Origin of the sequence: uncultured Allobosea sp., from assembly GCF_945956895.1 — a bacterium.
Classification (GTDB): domain Bacteria; phylum Pseudomonadota; class Alphaproteobacteria; order Rhizobiales; family Beijerinckiaceae; genus Allobosea.
Map to the genome: position 1 here is coordinate 1 of NZ_CAMFJF010000025.1, position 17,822 is coordinate 17,822.

15 protein-coding genes are annotated in these 17,822 nt (G+C 66.9%); 7 read left to right on the forward strand and 8 right to left on the reverse strand.

The features are described from left to right. Together Q0Q02_RS14500 and tesB are read right to left on the reverse strand one after the other, a co-directional pair. On the reverse strand, positions 1–307 hold a 307-nt coding region (locus Q0Q02_RS14500), incomplete at its 3' end, for a P-II family nitrogen regulator (RefSeq protein ID WP_293810453.1). 239 nt (positions 308–546) lie between these two features. Then, the gene (tesB, locus tag Q0Q02_RS14505; RefSeq protein ID WP_293810454.1) at positions 547–1,413 is read right to left on the reverse strand and encodes an acyl-CoA thioesterase II; all 867 of its coding nucleotides are present in this window, start codon (positions 1,411–1,413) and stop codon (positions 547–549) included. 123 nt (positions 1,414–1,536) lie between these two features. Between tesB and Q0Q02_RS14510 the strand changes: the two genes are divergently transcribed. After that, complete coding sequence (locus Q0Q02_RS14510) at positions 1,537–2,787, forward strand: ubiquinone biosynthesis hydroxylase (protein ID WP_293810455.1); 1,251 nt, start codon at positions 1,537–1,539, stop codon at positions 2,785–2,787. A gap of 114 nt (positions 2,788–2,901) precedes the next feature. Here Q0Q02_RS14510 and Q0Q02_RS14515 read toward each other — a convergent pair whose 3' ends face one another. After that, entirely contained in the window at positions 2,902–3,099 is a 198-nt protein-coding gene (locus Q0Q02_RS14515; RefSeq protein ID WP_293810456.1) for a Trm112 family protein, read from the reverse strand. A 180-nt stretch (positions 3,100–3,279) separates the two neighbouring features. Continuing rightward, positions 3,280–8,034 carry an NAD-glutamate dehydrogenase gene (locus Q0Q02_RS14520; protein WP_367275037.1) on the reverse strand — a complete coding sequence of 1,585 codons (4,755 nt, stop codon included), beginning with the start codon at positions 8,032–8,034 and terminating at the stop codon, positions 3,280–3,282. A gap of 260 nt (positions 8,035–8,294) precedes the next feature. On the opposite strand from Q0Q02_RS14520, the gene Q0Q02_RS14525 reads away from it, so the two are divergent. Together Q0Q02_RS14525 and Q0Q02_RS14530 are read left to right on the forward strand one after the other, a co-directional pair. After that, positions 8,295–8,843, forward strand: coding sequence for a peroxidase-related enzyme (locus tag Q0Q02_RS14525; RefSeq protein ID WP_293810500.1), 549 nt, complete (start codon positions 8,295–8,297; stop codon positions 8,841–8,843). A gap of 493 nt (positions 8,844–9,336) precedes the next feature. Next, complete coding sequence (locus Q0Q02_RS14530) at positions 9,337–9,705, forward strand: DUF2794 domain-containing protein (RefSeq protein WP_293810458.1); 369 nt, start codon at positions 9,337–9,339, stop codon at positions 9,703–9,705. A gap of 22 nt (positions 9,706–9,727) precedes the next feature. On the opposite strand, the gene Q0Q02_RS14535 is transcribed toward Q0Q02_RS14530, so the two are convergent. The 4 genes from Q0Q02_RS14535 to Q0Q02_RS14550 form a co-directional block, all read right to left on the reverse strand. Beyond that, positions 9,728–10,264, reverse strand: coding sequence for an N-acetyltransferase family protein (locus Q0Q02_RS14535; RefSeq protein ID WP_293810459.1), 537 nt, complete (start codon positions 10,262–10,264; stop codon positions 9,728–9,730). A 91-nt stretch (positions 10,265–10,355) separates the two neighbouring features. Continuing rightward, positions 10,356–11,129 (reverse strand): Bax inhibitor-1/YccA family protein, encoded by a 774-nt coding sequence (locus Q0Q02_RS14540; RefSeq protein WP_293810460.1) that lies wholly within the window; start codon positions 11,127–11,129, stop codon positions 10,356–10,358. A 221-nt stretch (positions 11,130–11,350) separates the two neighbouring features. Further along, entirely contained in the window at positions 11,351–13,909 is a 2,559-nt protein-coding gene (locus tag Q0Q02_RS14545) for an FtsX-like permease family protein (protein ID WP_293810461.1), read from the reverse strand. A gap of 29 nt (positions 13,910–13,938) precedes the next feature. Continuing rightward, positions 13,939–14,640, reverse strand: a complete 702-nt coding sequence (locus Q0Q02_RS14550) for an ABC transporter ATP-binding protein (RefSeq protein WP_293810462.1) — start codon at positions 14,638–14,640, stop codon at positions 13,939–13,941. A 180-nt stretch (positions 14,641–14,820) separates the two neighbouring features. On the opposite strand from Q0Q02_RS14550, the gene Q0Q02_RS14555 reads away from it, so the two are divergent. From Q0Q02_RS14555 to Q0Q02_RS14570, 4 genes are all read left to right on the forward strand, one after another. Continuing rightward, entirely contained in the window at positions 14,821–15,429 is a 609-nt protein-coding gene (locus Q0Q02_RS14555) for an arylesterase (protein ID WP_293810501.1), read from the forward strand. Positions 15,430–15,511: 82 nt separating this feature from the next. Then, positions 15,512–16,567 (forward strand): NADP(H)-dependent aldo-keto reductase, encoded by a 1,056-nt coding sequence (locus tag Q0Q02_RS14560; RefSeq protein ID WP_293810463.1) that lies wholly within the window; start codon positions 15,512–15,514, stop codon positions 16,565–16,567. A gap of 321 nt (positions 16,568–16,888) precedes the next feature. Beyond that, on the forward strand, positions 16,889–17,461 hold the full coding sequence (thpR, locus tag Q0Q02_RS14565) for an RNA 2',3'-cyclic phosphodiesterase (protein ID WP_293810464.1): 573 nt from the start codon (positions 16,889–16,891) through the stop codon (positions 17,459–17,461). Then, a complete protein-coding gene (locus Q0Q02_RS14570; RefSeq protein ID WP_293810465.1) occupies positions 17,458–17,754 on the forward strand; it encodes a 4a-hydroxytetrahydrobiopterin dehydratase in 297 nt (98 codons plus the stop codon). The genes thpR and Q0Q02_RS14570 overlap by 4 nt, the downstream gene beginning before the upstream one ends. Positions 17,755–17,822 lie beyond the last annotated feature (68 nt).

Genomic DNA, 17,822 nt, shown 5'->3' on the forward strand with positions numbered 1-17,822 from the left:
GGATGCGCACGGCCTTCTCGATCGACGAGACGAAGATCTTGCCGTCGCCGATCTGCCCGGTGCGGGCGGCGGCGGTGATCGTCTCGATCACCCGGTCGACGAGTTCGTCGGAGACCGCGACCTCGATCTTGATCTTCGGCAGGAAGCTCACGGCGTATTCGGCGCCGCGATAGATTTCCGTATGACCCTTCTGACGGCCGTAGCCTTTCACCTCGGTCACGGTCAGGCCGTGCACGCCGACGGCGGTGAGCCCGTCGCGCACCTCCTCCAGCTTGAACGGCTTGATGATCGCCATCACGATTTTCATGTGCTGGGTTTCCCCGTCTGCGCCGCCCGGTCGTCAGCCCCGGCGATCTCGTTGCACCTCTCGCGCCTGCGGGACCGCAGTTGCGTCGCAACATGCAATTCAAGGGACGTGCCAACCCGTTCCGGGCGCGGCCAAGCCGCATCCGGAGACGAATCAAAGGGGGAGAAACGAACAGGGCAGGCTGATTTGCCTAAGAATCAGGCAAGTGGCTGGATTCTATGCAACTGCCCGTAATTCGATCAGTTGTGATCGGAGCGCGGCCGAATCAGTCCTTCCTGCGCGACGGAGGCGACGAGGTGCCCACTCCGATCGAAGATCAGTCCGCGTGAAAACCCCCGCGCGCCGGAGGTCGAGGGGCTGTCCTGCGAATAGAGCAGCCATTCGTCCGCCCGGAACGGGCGATGGAACCACAGGGCATGGTCGAGGCTCGCGGCCTGGATCTTTTGGTCGAAGACCGTAGCGCCATGGGCGATCAGGCTGGAATCGAGCAGCAGCAGGTCGGAGGCGTAGGCGAGCACGCTCTGGTGGAAGGCCGGCTCGTCCGGCAGCGGCTCCATCGCCCGGATCCAGACATTGAATTTCGGCTCCAGGCTGCCGCCGCCGCGATAGCGTTCGAGCTCGACGGGGCGGATCTCGATCGGCCGCTTGCGCTGATAGAAGGTCTGGAGCGGATCGGGGAGATGGGAGAGGAAGGTCCTGGCCATCTCCTCGCGGTCCGGCAGCTCTTCCGGCATCGGCACCTTCGGCATCGGCATCTGGTGCTCATAGCCGGGCTCGTCGACATGGAACGAGGCCGACATCGCGAAGATCGCCTCGCCCTTCTGGATAGCCAGAACGCGGCGCGTGGTGAAGGAGCGGCCGTCGCGCAAGCGGTCGACCTCGTAGACGATCGGGATCTCGGGGTCGCCCGGCAGCAGGAAATAGGCATGCAGCGAATGCGGCTGCCGGCCCTCGACGGTCTTGCAGGCGGCATAGAGCGATTGCGCGATCACCTGCCCGCCGAAGACGCGGGGCCAGGTCGATTTCGGGCTGCGACCGCGGAACAGGTTGCGCTCGAGCGGTTCGAGGTCGAGAATCGCCGTCAGGGAGGCGCTGATCTGGGACATGGTCGGCGGCATCACGGTCAGGTTGACGGAGCGGCCGGCGGCCCGCACAGGGACAGCCGGATCCGCCTGGCATCAGCACCGAGGCATCCCGTGGCGTCAAGTCGACGCGGAGAGAAGGACGATATGGCTATCGAAGAGGGCAGCGGCGCCATGCGCATCGTCATCGCCGGCGGCGGCATTGCCGGGCTGGCGCTCGCGCTCGCGCTGAAGCAGGGGCTGGGCGAGGATTTCGCGGTCATCCTGGCCGACCCTGCGCTGGCGGCCGCGCCCCGCGCCGACAACCGCGCCTATGCGGTCGCGGCCGGCGGCCGGGCGATGCTGAAGACGCTCGGGATCTGGGAGGCAATCGCCCATACCGCCCAGCCGATGCTGGAGATGGTCGTCTCGGACAGCCGCATCGAGGATGCGGTCCGCCCGGTCTTCCTGACTTTCGACGGCGAGGTCGAGCCCGGCGAGCCCTTCGCCCATATGGTCGAAAATGGGGCCCTGATTGCGGCCTTGAAGACCGCCTGCGAGACTGCCGGCGTCGAATTGCACAAAGCCGGCGTGCGGCGCTTCACGGCAGAGGATACCTCGGTCGAGGTCGTTTTCAGCGATGGAGCGCGCTGCGAGGCGGCGTTGCTGGTTGCCGCCGACGGCGCGCGCTCGAAACTGCGAGAACAGGCCGGGATTGGCTGGGTCGGCTGGGATTACGGGCAGTCGGGCATCGTCGCGACGATCGGGCATGAGCGGCCGCATGACGGTCGCGCGGTCGAGCATTTCCTGCCGTCGGGGCCTTTCGCGATCCTGCCGCTGGCCGATGGCGGGGCGCTGCGGCACCGCTCCTCGATCGTCTGGACGGAGCGGGCGGAGAATGTCGAGCCGCTGCTCTCGCTCGATGCCCAGGACATGCTGGCCGAGATCGAGCGGCGCTTCGGGCTCGAACTCGGCGAGATCGCGTTGGAAAGCGCGGTGAGCGCGCATCCGCTCGGCTTCGGCGTGGCGCGTCGCTTCGTCGGCGAGCGGCTGGCCCTGCTGGGCGATGCCGCGCATCTGATCCACCCCATCGCCGGGCAGGGGCTCAATCTGGGCCTCAAGGACGTCGCGGCTTTGGCCGAAGCGATCGTCGATGCGGCGCGGCTGGGGCTCGATCCCGGCTCTGCCGATGTTCTGGAGGATTACGAGAAGGCGCGGCGCTTCGATACGGTGGCGATGGGCGCGGTGACCGATGGGCTGAACCGGTTGTTCTCGAACGACGCGACGCCGCTCAGGCTGGCACGCGATCTCGGCCTCGGCCTCGTCGACCGGCTGCCCGGCCTGAAGCGCTTCTTCATCCGCGAGGCTGCGGGTGTCGCCGGCGCACCGCCGCGGTTGTTGAGGGGTGAGGCACTGTAGCGTCACGCGTCATGCTCGGACCTGACCCGAGCATCTCTCGAAGGAGATGGCGCCTCTGTCGGCACGAGATACTCGGGTCGCCGCTACGCGCCGCCCGAGAATGACGGTTTAGTCTCAGTCTTCCAGCGGGCGTGCCTCTTCCGGCAGCATGATCGGGATGCCGTCGCGGATCGGATAGGCCAGCTTGGCCGGTCGGCTGATCAATTCCTGTTTTGCCGCATCATATTCCAGCGTCGCCTTGGTCAGCGGGCAGACCAGGATTTCAAGCAGCTTGGGGTCGATGCGGGTGGTCGTGTCGGTTTCGCCGGTCATCGGTTTTTCCGTTCCAGAGTAGCAAGCGGGGCTGGTTGGCGTGCTGAAACTCCGTCGTCATTCCGGACAAGCCGCGTTAGCGGCGCCGATCCGGAATCCATCATAGGGCAGGTGCTCTCCGATGGATTCCGGGTCAAGCCCGGAATGACGGTGTGTTTCAGCGCCGGAACACCAAGCTTTCTAATGCTTGCGCGGCAGGTCGGCCAGCATGCCGGCCGCGACCATCAGCTTCGGCAGGGTCAGGCCGGAGCTTGCGATCGCGTTGACGGTGCTGCGGGTTCGCTCCGCGTCCTCGCCGCGCTCGGCGAGCCAGCTCTCCAGCGTGCCCTGCCCCTTGGCGGAGGCCGAGACCTCCTGCGTCAGGTTGGACTGGGCGTCGTCAAGGGTCTCGATTGCCCGTTCGCGGGCGAGGCGCTCGTAATCGTCCGTTGCCGGCACGGCCGCGGCCGCGGCCTTCAGGCTCGACAGGCCGAACAGCGCGTCGACGCCGAAATGGATGCGGGCGACCTCGCCGATCTTACGCTTGCTGCGCTCGGCGATGTCGACGATGTCCGTTGCTTCGGCGAGTGCCGGCAAGCTGGCAATGCGGGCAGCCAGCGCCTCCGGCACGCCTTCCGAGGTCAGCACGGCGATGCGCGCCAACCTCGCTTGGGAGGCAGCTTCGGGCAGCAGGTTGCCGAGCTCGCCGGCCAGTTCCGTCACGCCCTTGGCGTAGCGGGCGATGGTCTGCTCGATCGTGCCGGGCTCGGCGACGCGGCGCCGCAGGAACCAGCCCATGCGGTTGGTGACGAGCTCCTGCGCGGCGCCGTAGAGGCCGAGCTGGGTCTTGCCGGGAATCTTCGCATCGAGCGCGTCGATCTCGCCGTTGAGGGCAATGAGATCGAAGGAATCGCGGGCGATGGCGTAAGCCGCGGCGATGGCCGGCGCGTCCGAACGGGTCAGCGCCGCCAGGACCGGCACCAGCGCCGGGCCGCCGCGGTTGACGATGGCGTTGGCGAGCTGCGTCGCCACGATCTCGCGGCGCAGCTTGTGGCTGGCGATCGCGTCCGGATAGGCCTCGCGCAGCGCCTTCGGGAAATAGCGGACGAGTTCGGTGGCGAGGTAGGGATCGTCCGGCACCGAGGATTCGAGCAGGGCGTCGTGCAGCGAGAGCTTGGCATAGGCCAGCAACACCGCGAGTTCCGGCCGGGTCAGGCCTTCGCTGCGCTTCTCGCGCTCGGCGAGCTGGGCGTCGCTCGGCAGATACTCGACCGAGCGGTCGAGCCTTCCGTCCTGCTCCAGCGTCTGCATCAGGAAGCGCAGGCCGGGCGTCGCGGCCGATCCTTGCGCCTCGGTCAGCGAGAGCGCCAGTGTCTGCAGGTAGTTGTTGCGCAGCACGAGATCGCCGACCTCGTCGGTCATCGCGGCGAGCAGTTCGTTGCGCTTGTCTTCCTTCAGGCGCCCGTCCTTCACCGGGTCTGCGAGCGCGATCTTGATGTTGACCTCGACGTCGGAGGTGTTGACGCCGGCCGAGTTGTCGATTGCGTCGGTGTTGAGCTTGACGCCCTTGCGCGCCGCCTCGATGCGGCCGCGCTGGGTCATGCCGAGATTGGCGCCTTCGCCGATGACGCGGGCCCGGACGTCGTTGCCGGTGATGCGGATCGCGTCATTGGCGCGGTCGCCGACCTGCGCGTCGGTCTCTTCGGAGGCACGGATATAGGTGCCGATGCCGCCGAACCAGAGCAGGTCGATACGCGCCTTCAGGATGGCCGTCATCAGTTCGGGCGGCGAGACCTCCTTCTTGTCGAGGTCGAGCAAGGCGCGGACCTCGGCCGAGAGCGGGATGCTCTTGGCCGAACGCGAGAAGATGCCGCCGCCCTTCGAGATCAGGCTCTTGTCATAGTCAGCCCAGGACGAGCGCGGCAGGGCAAAAAGGCGCTGGCGTTCGGCCAGGGACTTCGCCGTGTCCGGATCGGGATCGAGGAAGATGTCGCGGTGGTCGAAGGCCGCGACCAGCTTGATCGCCGGCGAGAGCAGCATGCCGTTGCCGAAGACGTCGCCCGACATGTCGCCGACGCCGGCGACGGTGAAGGGCGTCGTCTGGATGTCGATATCGACCTCGCGGAAATGGCGCTTCACCGCTTCCCAGGCGCCGCGCGCCGTGATGCCCATGCCCTTGTGGTCATACCCTTGAGAGCCGCCGGAGGCGAAGGCGTCGCCGAGCCAGTGATGCTTCTCCAGCGAGATCGCGTTGGCGGTGTCGGAGAAGGTCGCGGTGCCCTTGTCGGCGGCGACGACGAGATAAGGATCGTCGCCGTCATGGCGCACCGTGTCCGGCGGCGGCACGATGGTCTCGCCGTCGAGATTGTCGGTGAGCTCGAGCAGGTTGCGGATGAAGATGCGATAGCTCTCGGTGCCCTCGGCCAGCCAGGCGGCGCGGTCGGAGGCCGGCGGGAGCTGCTTCGGGAAGAAGCCGCCCTTGGCGCCGACCGGCACGATCACCGCGTTCTTGACCTGCTGCGCCTTGACGAGACCCAGCACCTCGGTGCGGAAATCCTGCGGCCGGTCGGACCAGCGCAGGCCGCCGCGGGCGACCTTGCCGAAGCGCATATGCACGCCTTCGACGCGCGGCGAATAGACGAAGATCTCGTAGAGCGGTCGCGGCAGCGGCAGCCCGTCGACCCTGGCGCAGTCGAACTTGAAGGTGATGGTCTGGCGCGGCTGGCCGTCCGGGCCGATCTGGAAGAAGTTCGTGCGGAGCGCAGCATCGACCAGATTGACGAGGCGGCGCAGGATGCGGTCGTCGTCGAGGCTGGTGACGGCGTCGAGCGCTTCCTCGATCTCGGCGTGCTTCTGGGCCATGCGCTGCTCGCGCTCACCGGCGGGGATGCGCGGGTCGAACTTCGCGGCGAAATAGGCGACGAGCCCGGCGGCGATGTCGGAATGGCGGGTCAGGGCGTCGGCGATATAGCCCTGGGCATAGGGCGCGCCGGCCTGGCGCAGATAGCGACCGAAGGCGCGCAGCAGCGCAGCTTCCCGCCAGGCGAGGCCGGCGACCAGCACGAGTTGGTCGAAGCGATCGGATTCCGCGAGGCCGCGGAATTGCGCCATCAGCGCCGCCTCGATGGTCGGATCGAGATGTTCGATGTCGATCTCGCCGTCGTCGGCGCGCTCCAGCGTCATGTCGTGCAGCCAGATGCGGACCGCGTCGCCATTGCCTTGCGGCATGACATTGTAGGTCCGCTCGTTGACGACGCGGAAGCCCATGTTCTCCAGCACCGGGACGCGGGCCGAGAGCGAGATCGGCGTACCGCGCGAGAACACCTTGAGATTGGCGCGCTTGGCGTCGTCGCCCTCGCGCCGGTAGAGATTGACGGCGCGGCTCCGCTCCGGCGTGAGCTGCTGGAGCATCTCGATATCGACGAGCGCATCGGCGGCCGAGAAGCGCTCGCGATAGGCGGCGCCGAAGGCCTCGGCATAGCGCTCGGCCAGCGCGCGGGCGGCGGGGCCAGCCTTCTCCTGGTCGAGTACGTCCTTCAATCCATCGCCCCAGGTGCGGACGATGGCGCTGATGCCGGCTTCCAGCGTCGAGCGCTCGACGCGCGGGGTTTTGCCCTCGTCGCGGCCGATGATGTAGTGGGTGCGCGAGAGCGGCCCCTCGGGATAGGCGGGATAGGCGGCCGAGAGGCGCCCGCCATAGACCCGCGCCAGGAAATCGCCGACGCGCAGGCGCACGGTGGTGTCGTAGCGGTCCTTCGGGATGAAGACGAGGATCGAGACGAAGCGGTCGAACTCGTCGACGCGGGCGAGCGCGCGGATGCGCGGTCGCTCGGTGAGCTGGAGGATGTCGAGCGCGAACTGCTCCAGCGTCGGGGTGTCGATCTGGAAGAGCTCGTCGCGCGGATAGGCGTCGAGCACGTTCATCAGGGCGCGGCCGGAATAGCTCGCAGGGTCGAAGCCGATATTCTTGGCGACGCGCGCGACCTTGAGTCTGAGATAGGGGATGGCACGGGCCGAGCCGGTATAGGCGTTCGAGGTCAGGAGGCCGACGATACGCAATTCGCCGTCGAGCCTTCCGTCCGGCGTGAACAGCTTGACGCCGACATAGTCGAGATGGACGCGGCGATGGACCAGGCTCTTGACGTTGGCCTTGGTGATGATGAGCGCCTGGGGCTTGGCCAGGAAGGAGCGCAGCTCCGGCGTGACCGTGACCAGTTCCCGGCCCTTGCGCAGGACCTTCACCGTCGGGTCGCGCAGGATGCCGAGGCCGGAGCCCTCGATCGGGTCGGCCGCGACGTCACCGCCGGGGAAGCGATAGGCGCGGATGCCGAGCAGGGTAAAATTGTCGCCGGCGATCCATTCGAGGAATTGCAGCGCTTCGTTGATCTCGTCTTCCGGCAGTGGCGGCGGGTTGGCGCGATAGGCCTGGATCACCTCGGTGATTCGGCCACGCATCGCGGCCCAATCGTCCACGGCAAGCGCGACATCGTTATAGACGCGCTCCAGCCCGGCCCGCAGCTTCTCGCGCGCTTCCGGCGTATCGATGCGCGGGACATGGATATGGAGCAGGCTCTCGCGGCGCGTGCCCTCGGGCGCGCGGCCGGTCGCCTCGCCGGCGAGCGAGGCGAACTTGCCCTTGGCGTCGCGGGCGACCGCCAGGATCGGATGAGCGACGAGGCGCGGCTCGTGGCCCTGCTCCTGCAATTCGGCCAGCGTCGAATCGAGCAGGAACGGCTTGTTGTCGTTGACGACCTCAAGGACGGTGAGCTGGTTCTTGCGCTCGCCCTCGCCGAATTCCTCGTCACGGAAGCGCAGGTTGATCGTGTCGGGCTTGCGCGGCTGGGCGAGGTGCTCGAAGGCAGCGGCGGCGGTGCGGGCCAGCATCTCGGCCGGAAGGGCCTCGAGATCCTCGGCAACGGAACGGCCAAAAAGCAGGCGGGGGAATTCGGCGGGCATCGAACTCTTCAGTCCGGTGGCTGCGGCCTCGATCGCTGCGATTGCACCCGCAGTCGCGTTCGTCACCCGTTTGCCCATGTCTCAACCCCAGTTGTTTTGCCGCAGCGATGACATAGGCTGCGTAGCCTTTCAACTTGCCGTGCCTGAAAAAGCGGCAAACTGACGCGCCCCCCGACTCGACAGGACACACCATGGCAACAAAGCATGACAAACCCAAGGTCGGAGAAGAGCCCGCGCGCCAGGATTCGCCCCCGGCCGTGATGGCGCTGGACTTGAAGCCGGGTGCGCTCTCAGCCGGAAACCAGGCCTATTTCGCGAAATGCGAGGAGAAGCTCGGCTTCGTGCCGAACGTCCTGACCTCCTGTGCGCATGACGATGCCAAGCTTTCGGCCTTCGCCGCCTTCTACAACGACCTGATGCTGGCGCCGTCAGGCCTGTCGAAGCTGGAGCGGGAGATGATCGCGGTCGCGGTCTCCAGCGTGAATCGCTGCTATTACTGCCTCACCGCCCATGGCGCGGCCGTGCGCCAGCTCTCGGGCGATCCCGTGCTGGGCGAGCTCCTGGTGATGAACTATCGGGCAGCAGAGCTTTCGGTCCGGCATCGCACCATGCTCGACTTCTCGGTCAAGCTGACCGAAACGCCGCATCTGATCGGCGAGGAGGATCGGCAGGCCCTGCGCAAGGCCGGCTTTGGCGAGCGCGACATCTGGGATATCGGCGCGGTGGCGTCCTTCTACAACATGTCGAACCGGATGGCCTCGGCCGTCGATATGCGGCCCAATGCCGAGTATCATGGGCAGGCGCGATAGAAGCGCGGTTCGCTTCCGTCATTTCGGGGCTTCGCGCAGCGATGAGCCCCGGGGTCCGTGAAACGGCGTTCGTCGTCATGGTCGGGCTTGTCCCGACCATCCATGTCTTTGCTGGTCGAGTCCGGTGTTCAAGACGTGGATGCTCGCCACAAGGGCGAGCATGACGGGACCGGAACGAGGGCGGTGGTTCGGAAACCCCAAAAGAAAAACGGCCGGCGCAATGCCAGCCGCTAGTTGGCCCCGACTCGGTGGCCCGGCTCCGCCCGAACTCCGGGGGGCTGGGGGGCTGACAAACCGGCGATCAGCGAAACCGGGCCGTCGAGGCAACAAGGAGAGTTGACCGCCGCAACTTGGCGCTCGCTTGGCGTGTTAGCGGCAAAAATGGGGCATTTGCGGAGAGGCCGATCGGAGCGCGTGGGGGTCCCTTGCCAGCACAGGATCGCGGGCGCATCATCTCCGGAATGATTTGGTGAGACCCGGACAGGGAGGCGCCATGAGCGAAAGCGAAACGCCGCAATCGCAAGCCGCCGGAGCGGTCGTCCATTTTCCGGCGCCCGCCCGGCCGGTCGCCGTGACCTTCGACCGCCGCGAACTGAGCGAATTGCTGAACCTCTATGGCCGCATGGTCGCGGCCGGCGAATGGCGCGACTACGCCATCGATTTCCTGAAGGACAAGGCGCAGTTCTCGGTGTTCCGGCGCTCGTCGGAAATGCCGCTCTACCGCATCGTCAAGGATCCGGCGCTGGCACGCCGGCAGGGGGCCTACTCGGTCGTGGCGGCGACGGGGCTGATCCTGAAGCGCGGCTCGGAGCTCTCGCGCGTCCTCAAGGTGCTCGACAACAAGCTCAGCGTGGTGAGCTAGCGCATCAGCCCGGTATCGGATTTCAGACGCCCGGCGGCGTGCGGTCACCTTCGCCCAGTTCCTTCTGCATCAGCATCTGGTCGAGCCAGCGGCCGTGCTTGAAGCCGACCTTTTCGGCGACCCCGATCAGGCGGAACCCGGCGCGCTCATGCAGGCGGCGCGAGCCGACCGAGGCGCCGGTGCCATCCCCGATCACCGCGATCATCTGACGGAAACCCCGTTCGGTGCAGGCGCTCATCAGGGCGTCGAGCAGCAGGCTGCCGATGCCGAGCCCCTGCGCGGCAGGCGCGATATAGATCGAGTTCTCGACGGTGGCGCGGTAGGCCGGGCGCGGCCGGTAGGCGCCGGCATAGGCATAGCCGAGGATGGCCCCGTCCCGCTCCGCGACGAGATAGGGGTAGCCGCCGGCCAGGATCGCCTCGTAGCGCCGTTGCATCTCCGCTTCGCCCGGCGGCTCCAGCTCCCAGGAGGCGGTGCCGTGCAGCACCGCATGGGCATAGATCGCGGCGATGGCGGGAATGTCGGCCGGAAGGCCCAGGCGGATCGATGGCGTCGTCATGCTCGCAGAATGAGCAACGGTCGTGCCAAAAGAAAAGCCCCGGCCGCAGGGCCGGGGCTCGCTTGGGGCATCATGCCCGCTATCGGTTGGCTCAGCGGCGGTCGCCGAGCAGGCTGATCAGCATCTGGAACATGTTGATGAAGTTCAGGTAGAGCGACAGCGCGCCGTTCACCGAGAGCTTCGCAGCCGATTCCGGATCCAGGTTCGAATAGAGATACATCTCCTTCAGACGCTGGGTATCCCAGGCGGTCAGGCCCGCGAAGATCAGCACGCCCAGCACCGAGATGCCGAAGGAGAGCGCGCTCGACGCCAGGAACAGGTTGACCACCGAGGCGATGATCAGGCCGATCAGGCCCATGATCAGGAAGGAGCCCATGCCCGAGAGCGACTTCTTCGTGGTATAGCCGACGAGGCTCAGCGCGCCGAAGGCGGCGGCCGTGATGAAGAAGACGCGCACGACCGAGGCGCCGGTGAAGACCACGAGGATCGACGACATCGAGACGCCCATCACCGCCGCGAAGACGAAGAACATGGTGCGCGCCGAAGCGGCGCTCATGTTCTCGGCTTTGAACGAGAACAGCATGATGAAGGCGAGCGGAGCCAGCATCACGACCCATTTCAGCGGGCTGAGATAGATCGCCTGGCCGAGCGCGGTCAGTCCGGCGATCTTGCCGTCGGGCGTGTAGCCGGCGATTGCCAGCATCGAAATGGCGAGCGCGGCGAGGCCGGTGATGCCGAGGCCGATCGTCATGTTGTTGTAGACGCCGAGCATGAACGAGCGCAGGCCCTGATCCATCTCGACGGCGCTGGTCTGCTGTGCGCGGCCGGCACCCCAGACTGGAGCATTGCGGTCGAAGTTGCTCATTAAGAGACTTTCCCCTGACGTAGTTTCGGACGACGGCCAAGCGCGCAGGCGCCAGCCATCCTCGCGCACGAAAAGTCGCGATGGAGGGAATATGAGGGGCTTTGCCGGTTCTTACAAGGGCCGGCCATGGTTAGGCCCGGGCCGGCGATAGAAGTTCGGCACTGCACACATGCAGAATTACAGGATTTTAATGTTTACCGAGAGTCGTTCGTAGACAGTCATCACAAATTTCTGAGATGAGAAGCCGGCGCTTTCGTCAGTATTTTTATCGTACCGACGAGCCCAAACAGGACGGTAACCCCTATGGCGGCAGTCGCAGCCAGTACTGCCCCGGTGGGATCACTGACGAACTCGATCCGCATCACTTGCGTGACGATCCCCCAGCCTGCCGCTGTACCCGCGACAACGCCGAACACGGCGGCGACGAAGCCGATGGCGGCGTATTCAAGGGCGTACGACGAAAGTATGAAGCGACGGGTCGCGCCGAGGGTTTTCAGGATCATCGCGTCATAGAGCCGCGCCCGCTGCCCGGCGGCGAGCGCTCCTCCCAGCACCAGAAGGCTCGCGGCGATCGCGAGGCCCGACGCGCCGCGGATCGCCATGGCGAGCTGGGCGACGATGGTGTTAACCGCTTCGAGCGCATCCTTGACCCGCACCGCCGTGACGGCCGGGAAGTCGAGCGCGAGGCGACGCATCAGGGCGGCGTCGGTCGCGCCCTTGCCGTCGGGGCTCGCCGTGATGGTGGCGAGATTGGTGTGTGGGGCGCCGGCGAAGGTGTTGGGCGAGAACACCATGACGAAATTGATGCCGAAGGAGCGCCAGTCGACCGTGCGGAAATTGGCGACGCGGGCGGTGATGTTGCGGCCGAGCACGTTGACGGTGAGTCGGTCGCCGATCTTCAGGCCGATACCGGCAGCGTTCTGGGCGTCGAAGGAGACCAGCGGCTCGCCGCGATAATCGGCTGGCCACCACTCGCCAGTGGCGATGCGCGAGCCTTCCGGCAATGTGGCGGCGTAGGTGATGCCGCGGTCGCCGTCGAGCACCCAGGCGGATTGCTCGCTCGCCTTGATGTCCTCGGCGCGGGTCTCGTTCACCGAGACGATGCGGCCGCGCATCATCGGTACGCGCTCGGTCTTCGCGCCCGGTCGTTCCGTCGCGAGGAAGGCGTCGAAGCGCTCGGAATCGCGGCTGGGCACGTCGAGGAAGAAGAAGCTCGGCGCCTTGTCGGGTAGGGCGCCGGTGAGCTGCCGGGTCAGGCTGACATCGATGAAGGAGAGCGCCGAGAGCAGGGCGACGCCCAGGCCGAGCGACAGCACGAGCGCAGGCGTCAGCGCGCCCGGCCGGTGGCTGTTGGCCAGCGCCATGCGCAGCGCCGGGCGGCGCGGGCGCGGGATGCGGCGGGCCAGCGCCATCAGGCCGAGCGAGACGGCGCGCAGCAGCAGGAAGACGCCGAACATCACGCCGATATAGATCAGCGCAATCCGGCGATCATAGGCGAAGCCGATGGCGACGCCGGCAAGACCTGCCAAAGCCAGCACGCAGAGGACGAGATAGATCGCGCGGGGGCGGCGCGGATCGGGCTCGACCTTGTCGCGGAACAGGGCGGAGACCGGGATATCATGGGCGCGCCCGAGCGGGATGATCGCGAAGACGAACGCGGTCAGCAGGCCGTAGAGCGCGGCGATCGCGAGCTCGCCCGGCGCCAAGGTCGGCTCGAACGGGACCGGCAGGATGCTCTGGACGACGGCGCCGAGACCGAAGGGGGCGGCGGCGCCAAGCACGAGGCCGATGGCAGTGCCGATCGCGGCAACGAGCATCACTTCGGTCAGGTGAATCGCGACGACGCGTCCGCCGGTGGCGCCGACCGCCTTCATCGTGGCGAAATCGAGCTTCTTGGCTTCGACGAAGCGGCGCACCGCGTTGGCGACGCCGACGCCGCCGACGAGCAGGGCGGTGAGCCCGACCAGCGTCAGGAACTGGGTGAAGCGTTCGAGATTGCGCTGGAAGCTCGGCGCGGCATTGGCGCGGGAGCGGATTTCCCAACCGGCTTCGCGCTGCTGCGCGCCGGCATCCGCGATCAGCCTGTCGAGGTCGGCATCGCTCGTCGCGGCCGGCGGGAGCTGGAGGCGATAGGTCCAGCGGATCAGGCTGCCCGGCTGGATCAGGCCGGTCGCCCTCAGCGCCTCCTGCGACATCAGGAGACGCGGACCGAAGCCGACGCCGGCCGCGATCTTGTCGGGCTCGGAGACCAGATTGGCGCGCAACTGGATTTTTGCGCCGCCGACGGTGACGATATCGCCAGGCTTGAGGTCGAGCCGACCGAACAGGACGGGATCGGCGACCGCGCCATAGACGCCGTCGCGCTGGCCGAGGAGGCCGGGCAGCGGCGCCTGCGGATCGGTCTCGACCGTGCCGATGCTCGGATAGGCCGCGTCGACCGCCTTGATCTCGACCAGAGCCGCGCCTTTCTCGCCGGCATTGGCCATGCCGCGCATGGTGGCGATGCTGGAGACCGTGCCGCGCGCGGTCAGGAAGGCGCGTTCGGGCGGGGTCGCCTCGCGGTGGATCAGGCTGAAGGCGGCATCGCCGCCGAGGATGCGCCGGCCTTCACGCGCGAGGCCCTCGGTCAGGCCGCGCGAGGCCGAGGCGACGGCGGCGATGGTCATGACGCCGAGCGCGAGGCAGGCGATGAAGATGCCGAAGCCGCGTAAGCCCGCGCGCAGATCGCGAATGGCGAGGCGTAAGGTGAGGCCGATGCCTGGAGGGCGGTAGGCCGGCATTTGCGGCGGTTTGACGGGGGCGTGCATCGTCAGGCGACCGCCGTCTCGGGTTCGGCCTCGATCACGCCGGAGCGCAGGCGGACCGTGCGCTCGCAGAGCGCGGCCAGCGAGAGATCATGGGTGACGAGCACCAGCGTCGCGCCACGTTCGCGCTTGAGGGCGAAGATCAGGTCGACGATGGCGCGGCCGGTCGATTCGTCGAGATTGCCGGTGGGCTCGTCGGCGACGAGGATCGCGGGGTCCGGCGCGACGGCGCGCGCGATGGCGACGCGCTGCTGCTCGCCGCCGGAAAGCTGGGCGGGATAATGGTCCATGCGATGACCGAGGCCGACATTGCGCAGTTCGGCTTCGGCGCGGGTGAAGGCGTCGGGATGGCCGGCGAGCTCCAGCGGCAGCGCCACGTTCTCGCGGGCCGTCATGGTCGGGACGAGGTGGAAAGACTGGAAGACGATGCCGATATGCCGGCCGCGGAAAATTGCGAGCCCGTCTTCGTCGAGGGCGCCAAGATCCTGGCCGGCGACCTTCACCAGCCCTGAATCGGGGCGCTCCAGCCCGGCCATGGTCATCAGCAGGGTCGACTTGCCGGAGCCGGAGGGGCCGACGAGCCCGGTCGCCTCGCCGTCGGCCAGCGACGCCGAGACGCCCTTGAGGATATGGACGCGGGCAGCGCCACGCCCCAAACTCAGGTGGACATCCTGCAACTCGATTGCCGAAGCGGCCTTCTCGCTCATCACGCCATGATCCCGATTTACGCTTCCATCGCCATCTCCGCTCGCACCGAATCGCGCCTTGAGCGGGGCGGAACCACGGCGCGGCGCGGTCTGCGGCCATATGGGCTCGGGTTTGCGCTTGTCCAATCGGCTGCGACGTTTTTCGTTGCCTTCCTGCTGCTTTTCATCGGGGCCCCTGACATGGCCGGTGCCCAGACTGCTCCTTCCGATCCGCGGGCAGGACGGTCGCTGAAGCTCGTCGCCCTCGGCGATTCGCTGTCCGCCGGGTACAACCTGCCCGGCAGCGCCGCTTTCCCGACCGTGCTGGGGCAGGCCTTGCGCCAGAAGGGCCTCGCTGTCGAAATCGTGAACGCGGGCGTTTCCGGCGACACCACGCAGGGCGGGTTGGAGCGGCTCGACTGGTCGGTGCCCGACGGCACCGACGGCGTCATCCTCGAACTCGGCGCCAACGATGCCTTGCGCGGCGTCGACCCGGCCCTGACGCGGAAAAATCTCGAAGCGATCATTGCCCGTCTGAGCGAGCGGAAGATCCCGGTGCTGCTGGCGGGCATGTATGCGCCGCGCAATCTCGGCGAGGATTTCGCGAAACGCTTCGATGCGATCTATCCCGAGCTTGCGAAAAAGCACGGGCTGGTGCTTTACCCGTTCTTCCTGGAAGGCATCGCGGGCGACCGCGCCCTGAACCAGGCGGATGGGCTTCATCCCACGGCCGAAGGCGTCGCCGTCATCGTCCGGACCATCCTGCCGACGGTCGAGCGCTTCATCGCCACCTTGCAGCCCAGGTCCTGATCCGCCAGCGGGTTCTCCGCGCGGCGTGTCCCCGTTTCTTGCATTGCCGCCTGCCGGCCCCTGCTTCCGGAGTTGCTTCGCCATGGAATACCGCCGCCTCGGACGCACCGATCTCAAGGTCTCGGTGATCTGCCTGGGAACCATGACCTGGGGAGAGCAGAACACCGAAGCCGAAGGCCATGCCCAGATGGATTACGCCGTCGAGCAGGGCATCAATTTCTTCGACACGGCCGAGCTCTATTCGATTCCGCCGAAGCCGGAGACGCAGGGCTCGACCGAACGGATCATCGGCAGCTGGTTCAAGGCGCGGAAGAACCGCGACAAGATCATCCTGGCCTCGAAGGTCTGCGGGCGCGGCGGCAACACCTGGTTCCGCGACGACAAGAGCCCGACGCGGGTGACGCGCAAGCAAATCTTCGAGGCCGTCGACAAGAGCCTGCAGCGTTTGCAGACCGACTATATCGATCTCTACCAGCTGCATTTCCCCGAGCGGCCGATGCCCTGGGGCTCGAATCCGACGCGCTTCGCCAAGGAAGCCTATGCCTCGGCCGCCGACGAGACTCCGATCGCAGAGCAGCTCGATGCCTTTGCCGAGGTGATCAAGGCCGGCAAGATCCGCCATCTCGGCCTCTCCAACGAGAGCGCCTGGGGCACGATGCGCTTCGTGACCGATTCGGAAGCGCGCGGCACGCCGCGGGTGCAGTCGATCCAGAACGCCTACAGCCTGCTCAACCGCACCTTCGAGACGGCCTTGGCCGAGGTCGCTGTTCATGAGGATGTCGGCCTGCTCGCCTATTCGCCGCTGGCGCAGGGCTACCTCACCGGTAAATATCTCGACGGCGCCCGCCCGGCCGGAGCGCGCACGACGCTGTTCGATCGCGGCCAGCGTTACCAGACGGCCGGCGCCGAGGAGGCGATCAAGCGCTATATCGGGCTTGCCCGTGAATCCGGGCTCGATCCGGCGCAGATGGCGCTCGCCTTCGTCAACAGCCGCCCCTTCGTCACCGCCAACATCATCGGCGCGACCTCGATGGAACAGCTCAGGACCGACATCGCCTCGATCGATGTGAAGCTTTCGGCCGAGGTCGAGGCGGGAATCGACGCGATCCATCAGCTCGTCGGCAATCCCTGTCCGTGATCTCCAGAGTCTCGAGTCATTCCGGGCGAAGCGTGGGGCTTCCCTTCTCCCCTTGAGGGAGAAGGTGGATCGGCGAAGCCGAGACGGATGAGGGGTCGCGCCACCTTTCCAATGAAAGCACCCCGCAACGCGAACGATTCCGGATCGCGCGACCCCTCACCCCAACCCTCTCCCGCAGGGGGAGAGGGCGCGCGGGCCGGTTCCGGCGCTGGAGCATGACGGGCCTGTCGCTGGCGAGATCCGCGCAAAAACAATTCCCTTCAGCCGGCTTCCTGCTCTACCGTCTCGCCAGAGTCACAATCGCTTGGCAGGGATTCGCTCATGCCGAGGCTGTTCATCGCTCTGGAAATTCCCGCCGAGGTCGCGACCGGGCTGACATTGCATCGCGGCGGATTGTCGGGCGCGCGCTGGATCGAGCCGGCCGACTATCACATCACCCTGCGCTTCCTGGGCGATGTCGACCGCCGCATGGCGAACGATGTCGACCACATGCTCTCCGACCTCACGGCCTATCCGTTCGAGGTGACGCTCGATGCGCTCGGTAGCTTTGGCGGCGACAAGCCGCGGGCCCTGTTCGCGCGGGTGCAGCCGGGCAAGGCCCTGACCGATCTCCAGGCCGATATCGAGCGGCAGATGCGCCGCCTCGGCCTGCCGGCGGAGGGGCGGAAATTCGTACCGCATGTCACGCTGGCGCGTTTGCGGGACACGACCCCTGTCGAGCTTGCCCATTTCCTCAGCCTGCATCCGATCATCAGGCCGTTCACCTTCACCGCGCGCCGGGTGGCCTTGATGTCCTCGCGCGATTCGGTCGGCGGCGGCCCCTATGTGCTGGAGGCGGCCTATCCGCTTGGCCCCTCCTATCCGAATCGCCTGTCGCGGGAGATGCGCCGATGACCCGGCCGAAGCGATTGAGCCAAGAGGCACAAGCCGAAGCGCTGGCCACCCTGACCGGCTGGAAGCTGGTGCAGGGGCGCGAGGCCATCGCCAAGCGCTTCGTCTTCCGCGATTTTAGCGAGGCCTTCGGCTGGATGACGCGCGTCGCACTGTTGGCCGAGGCGATGAACCATCATCCGGAATGGTCGAATGTCTACCGCACTGTCGATATCACGCTCGCCACCCATGATGCGGGCGGCCTGACCGAACTCGACGTCAAGCTGGCCAAGGCAATCGACGCGCTCGGGCATTGAACCTGTGCCTCTCCGCGAGTGATCCCGGACAAGCAGCGAAGCTGCGCCGAGCCGGGATCCGTTCCGGA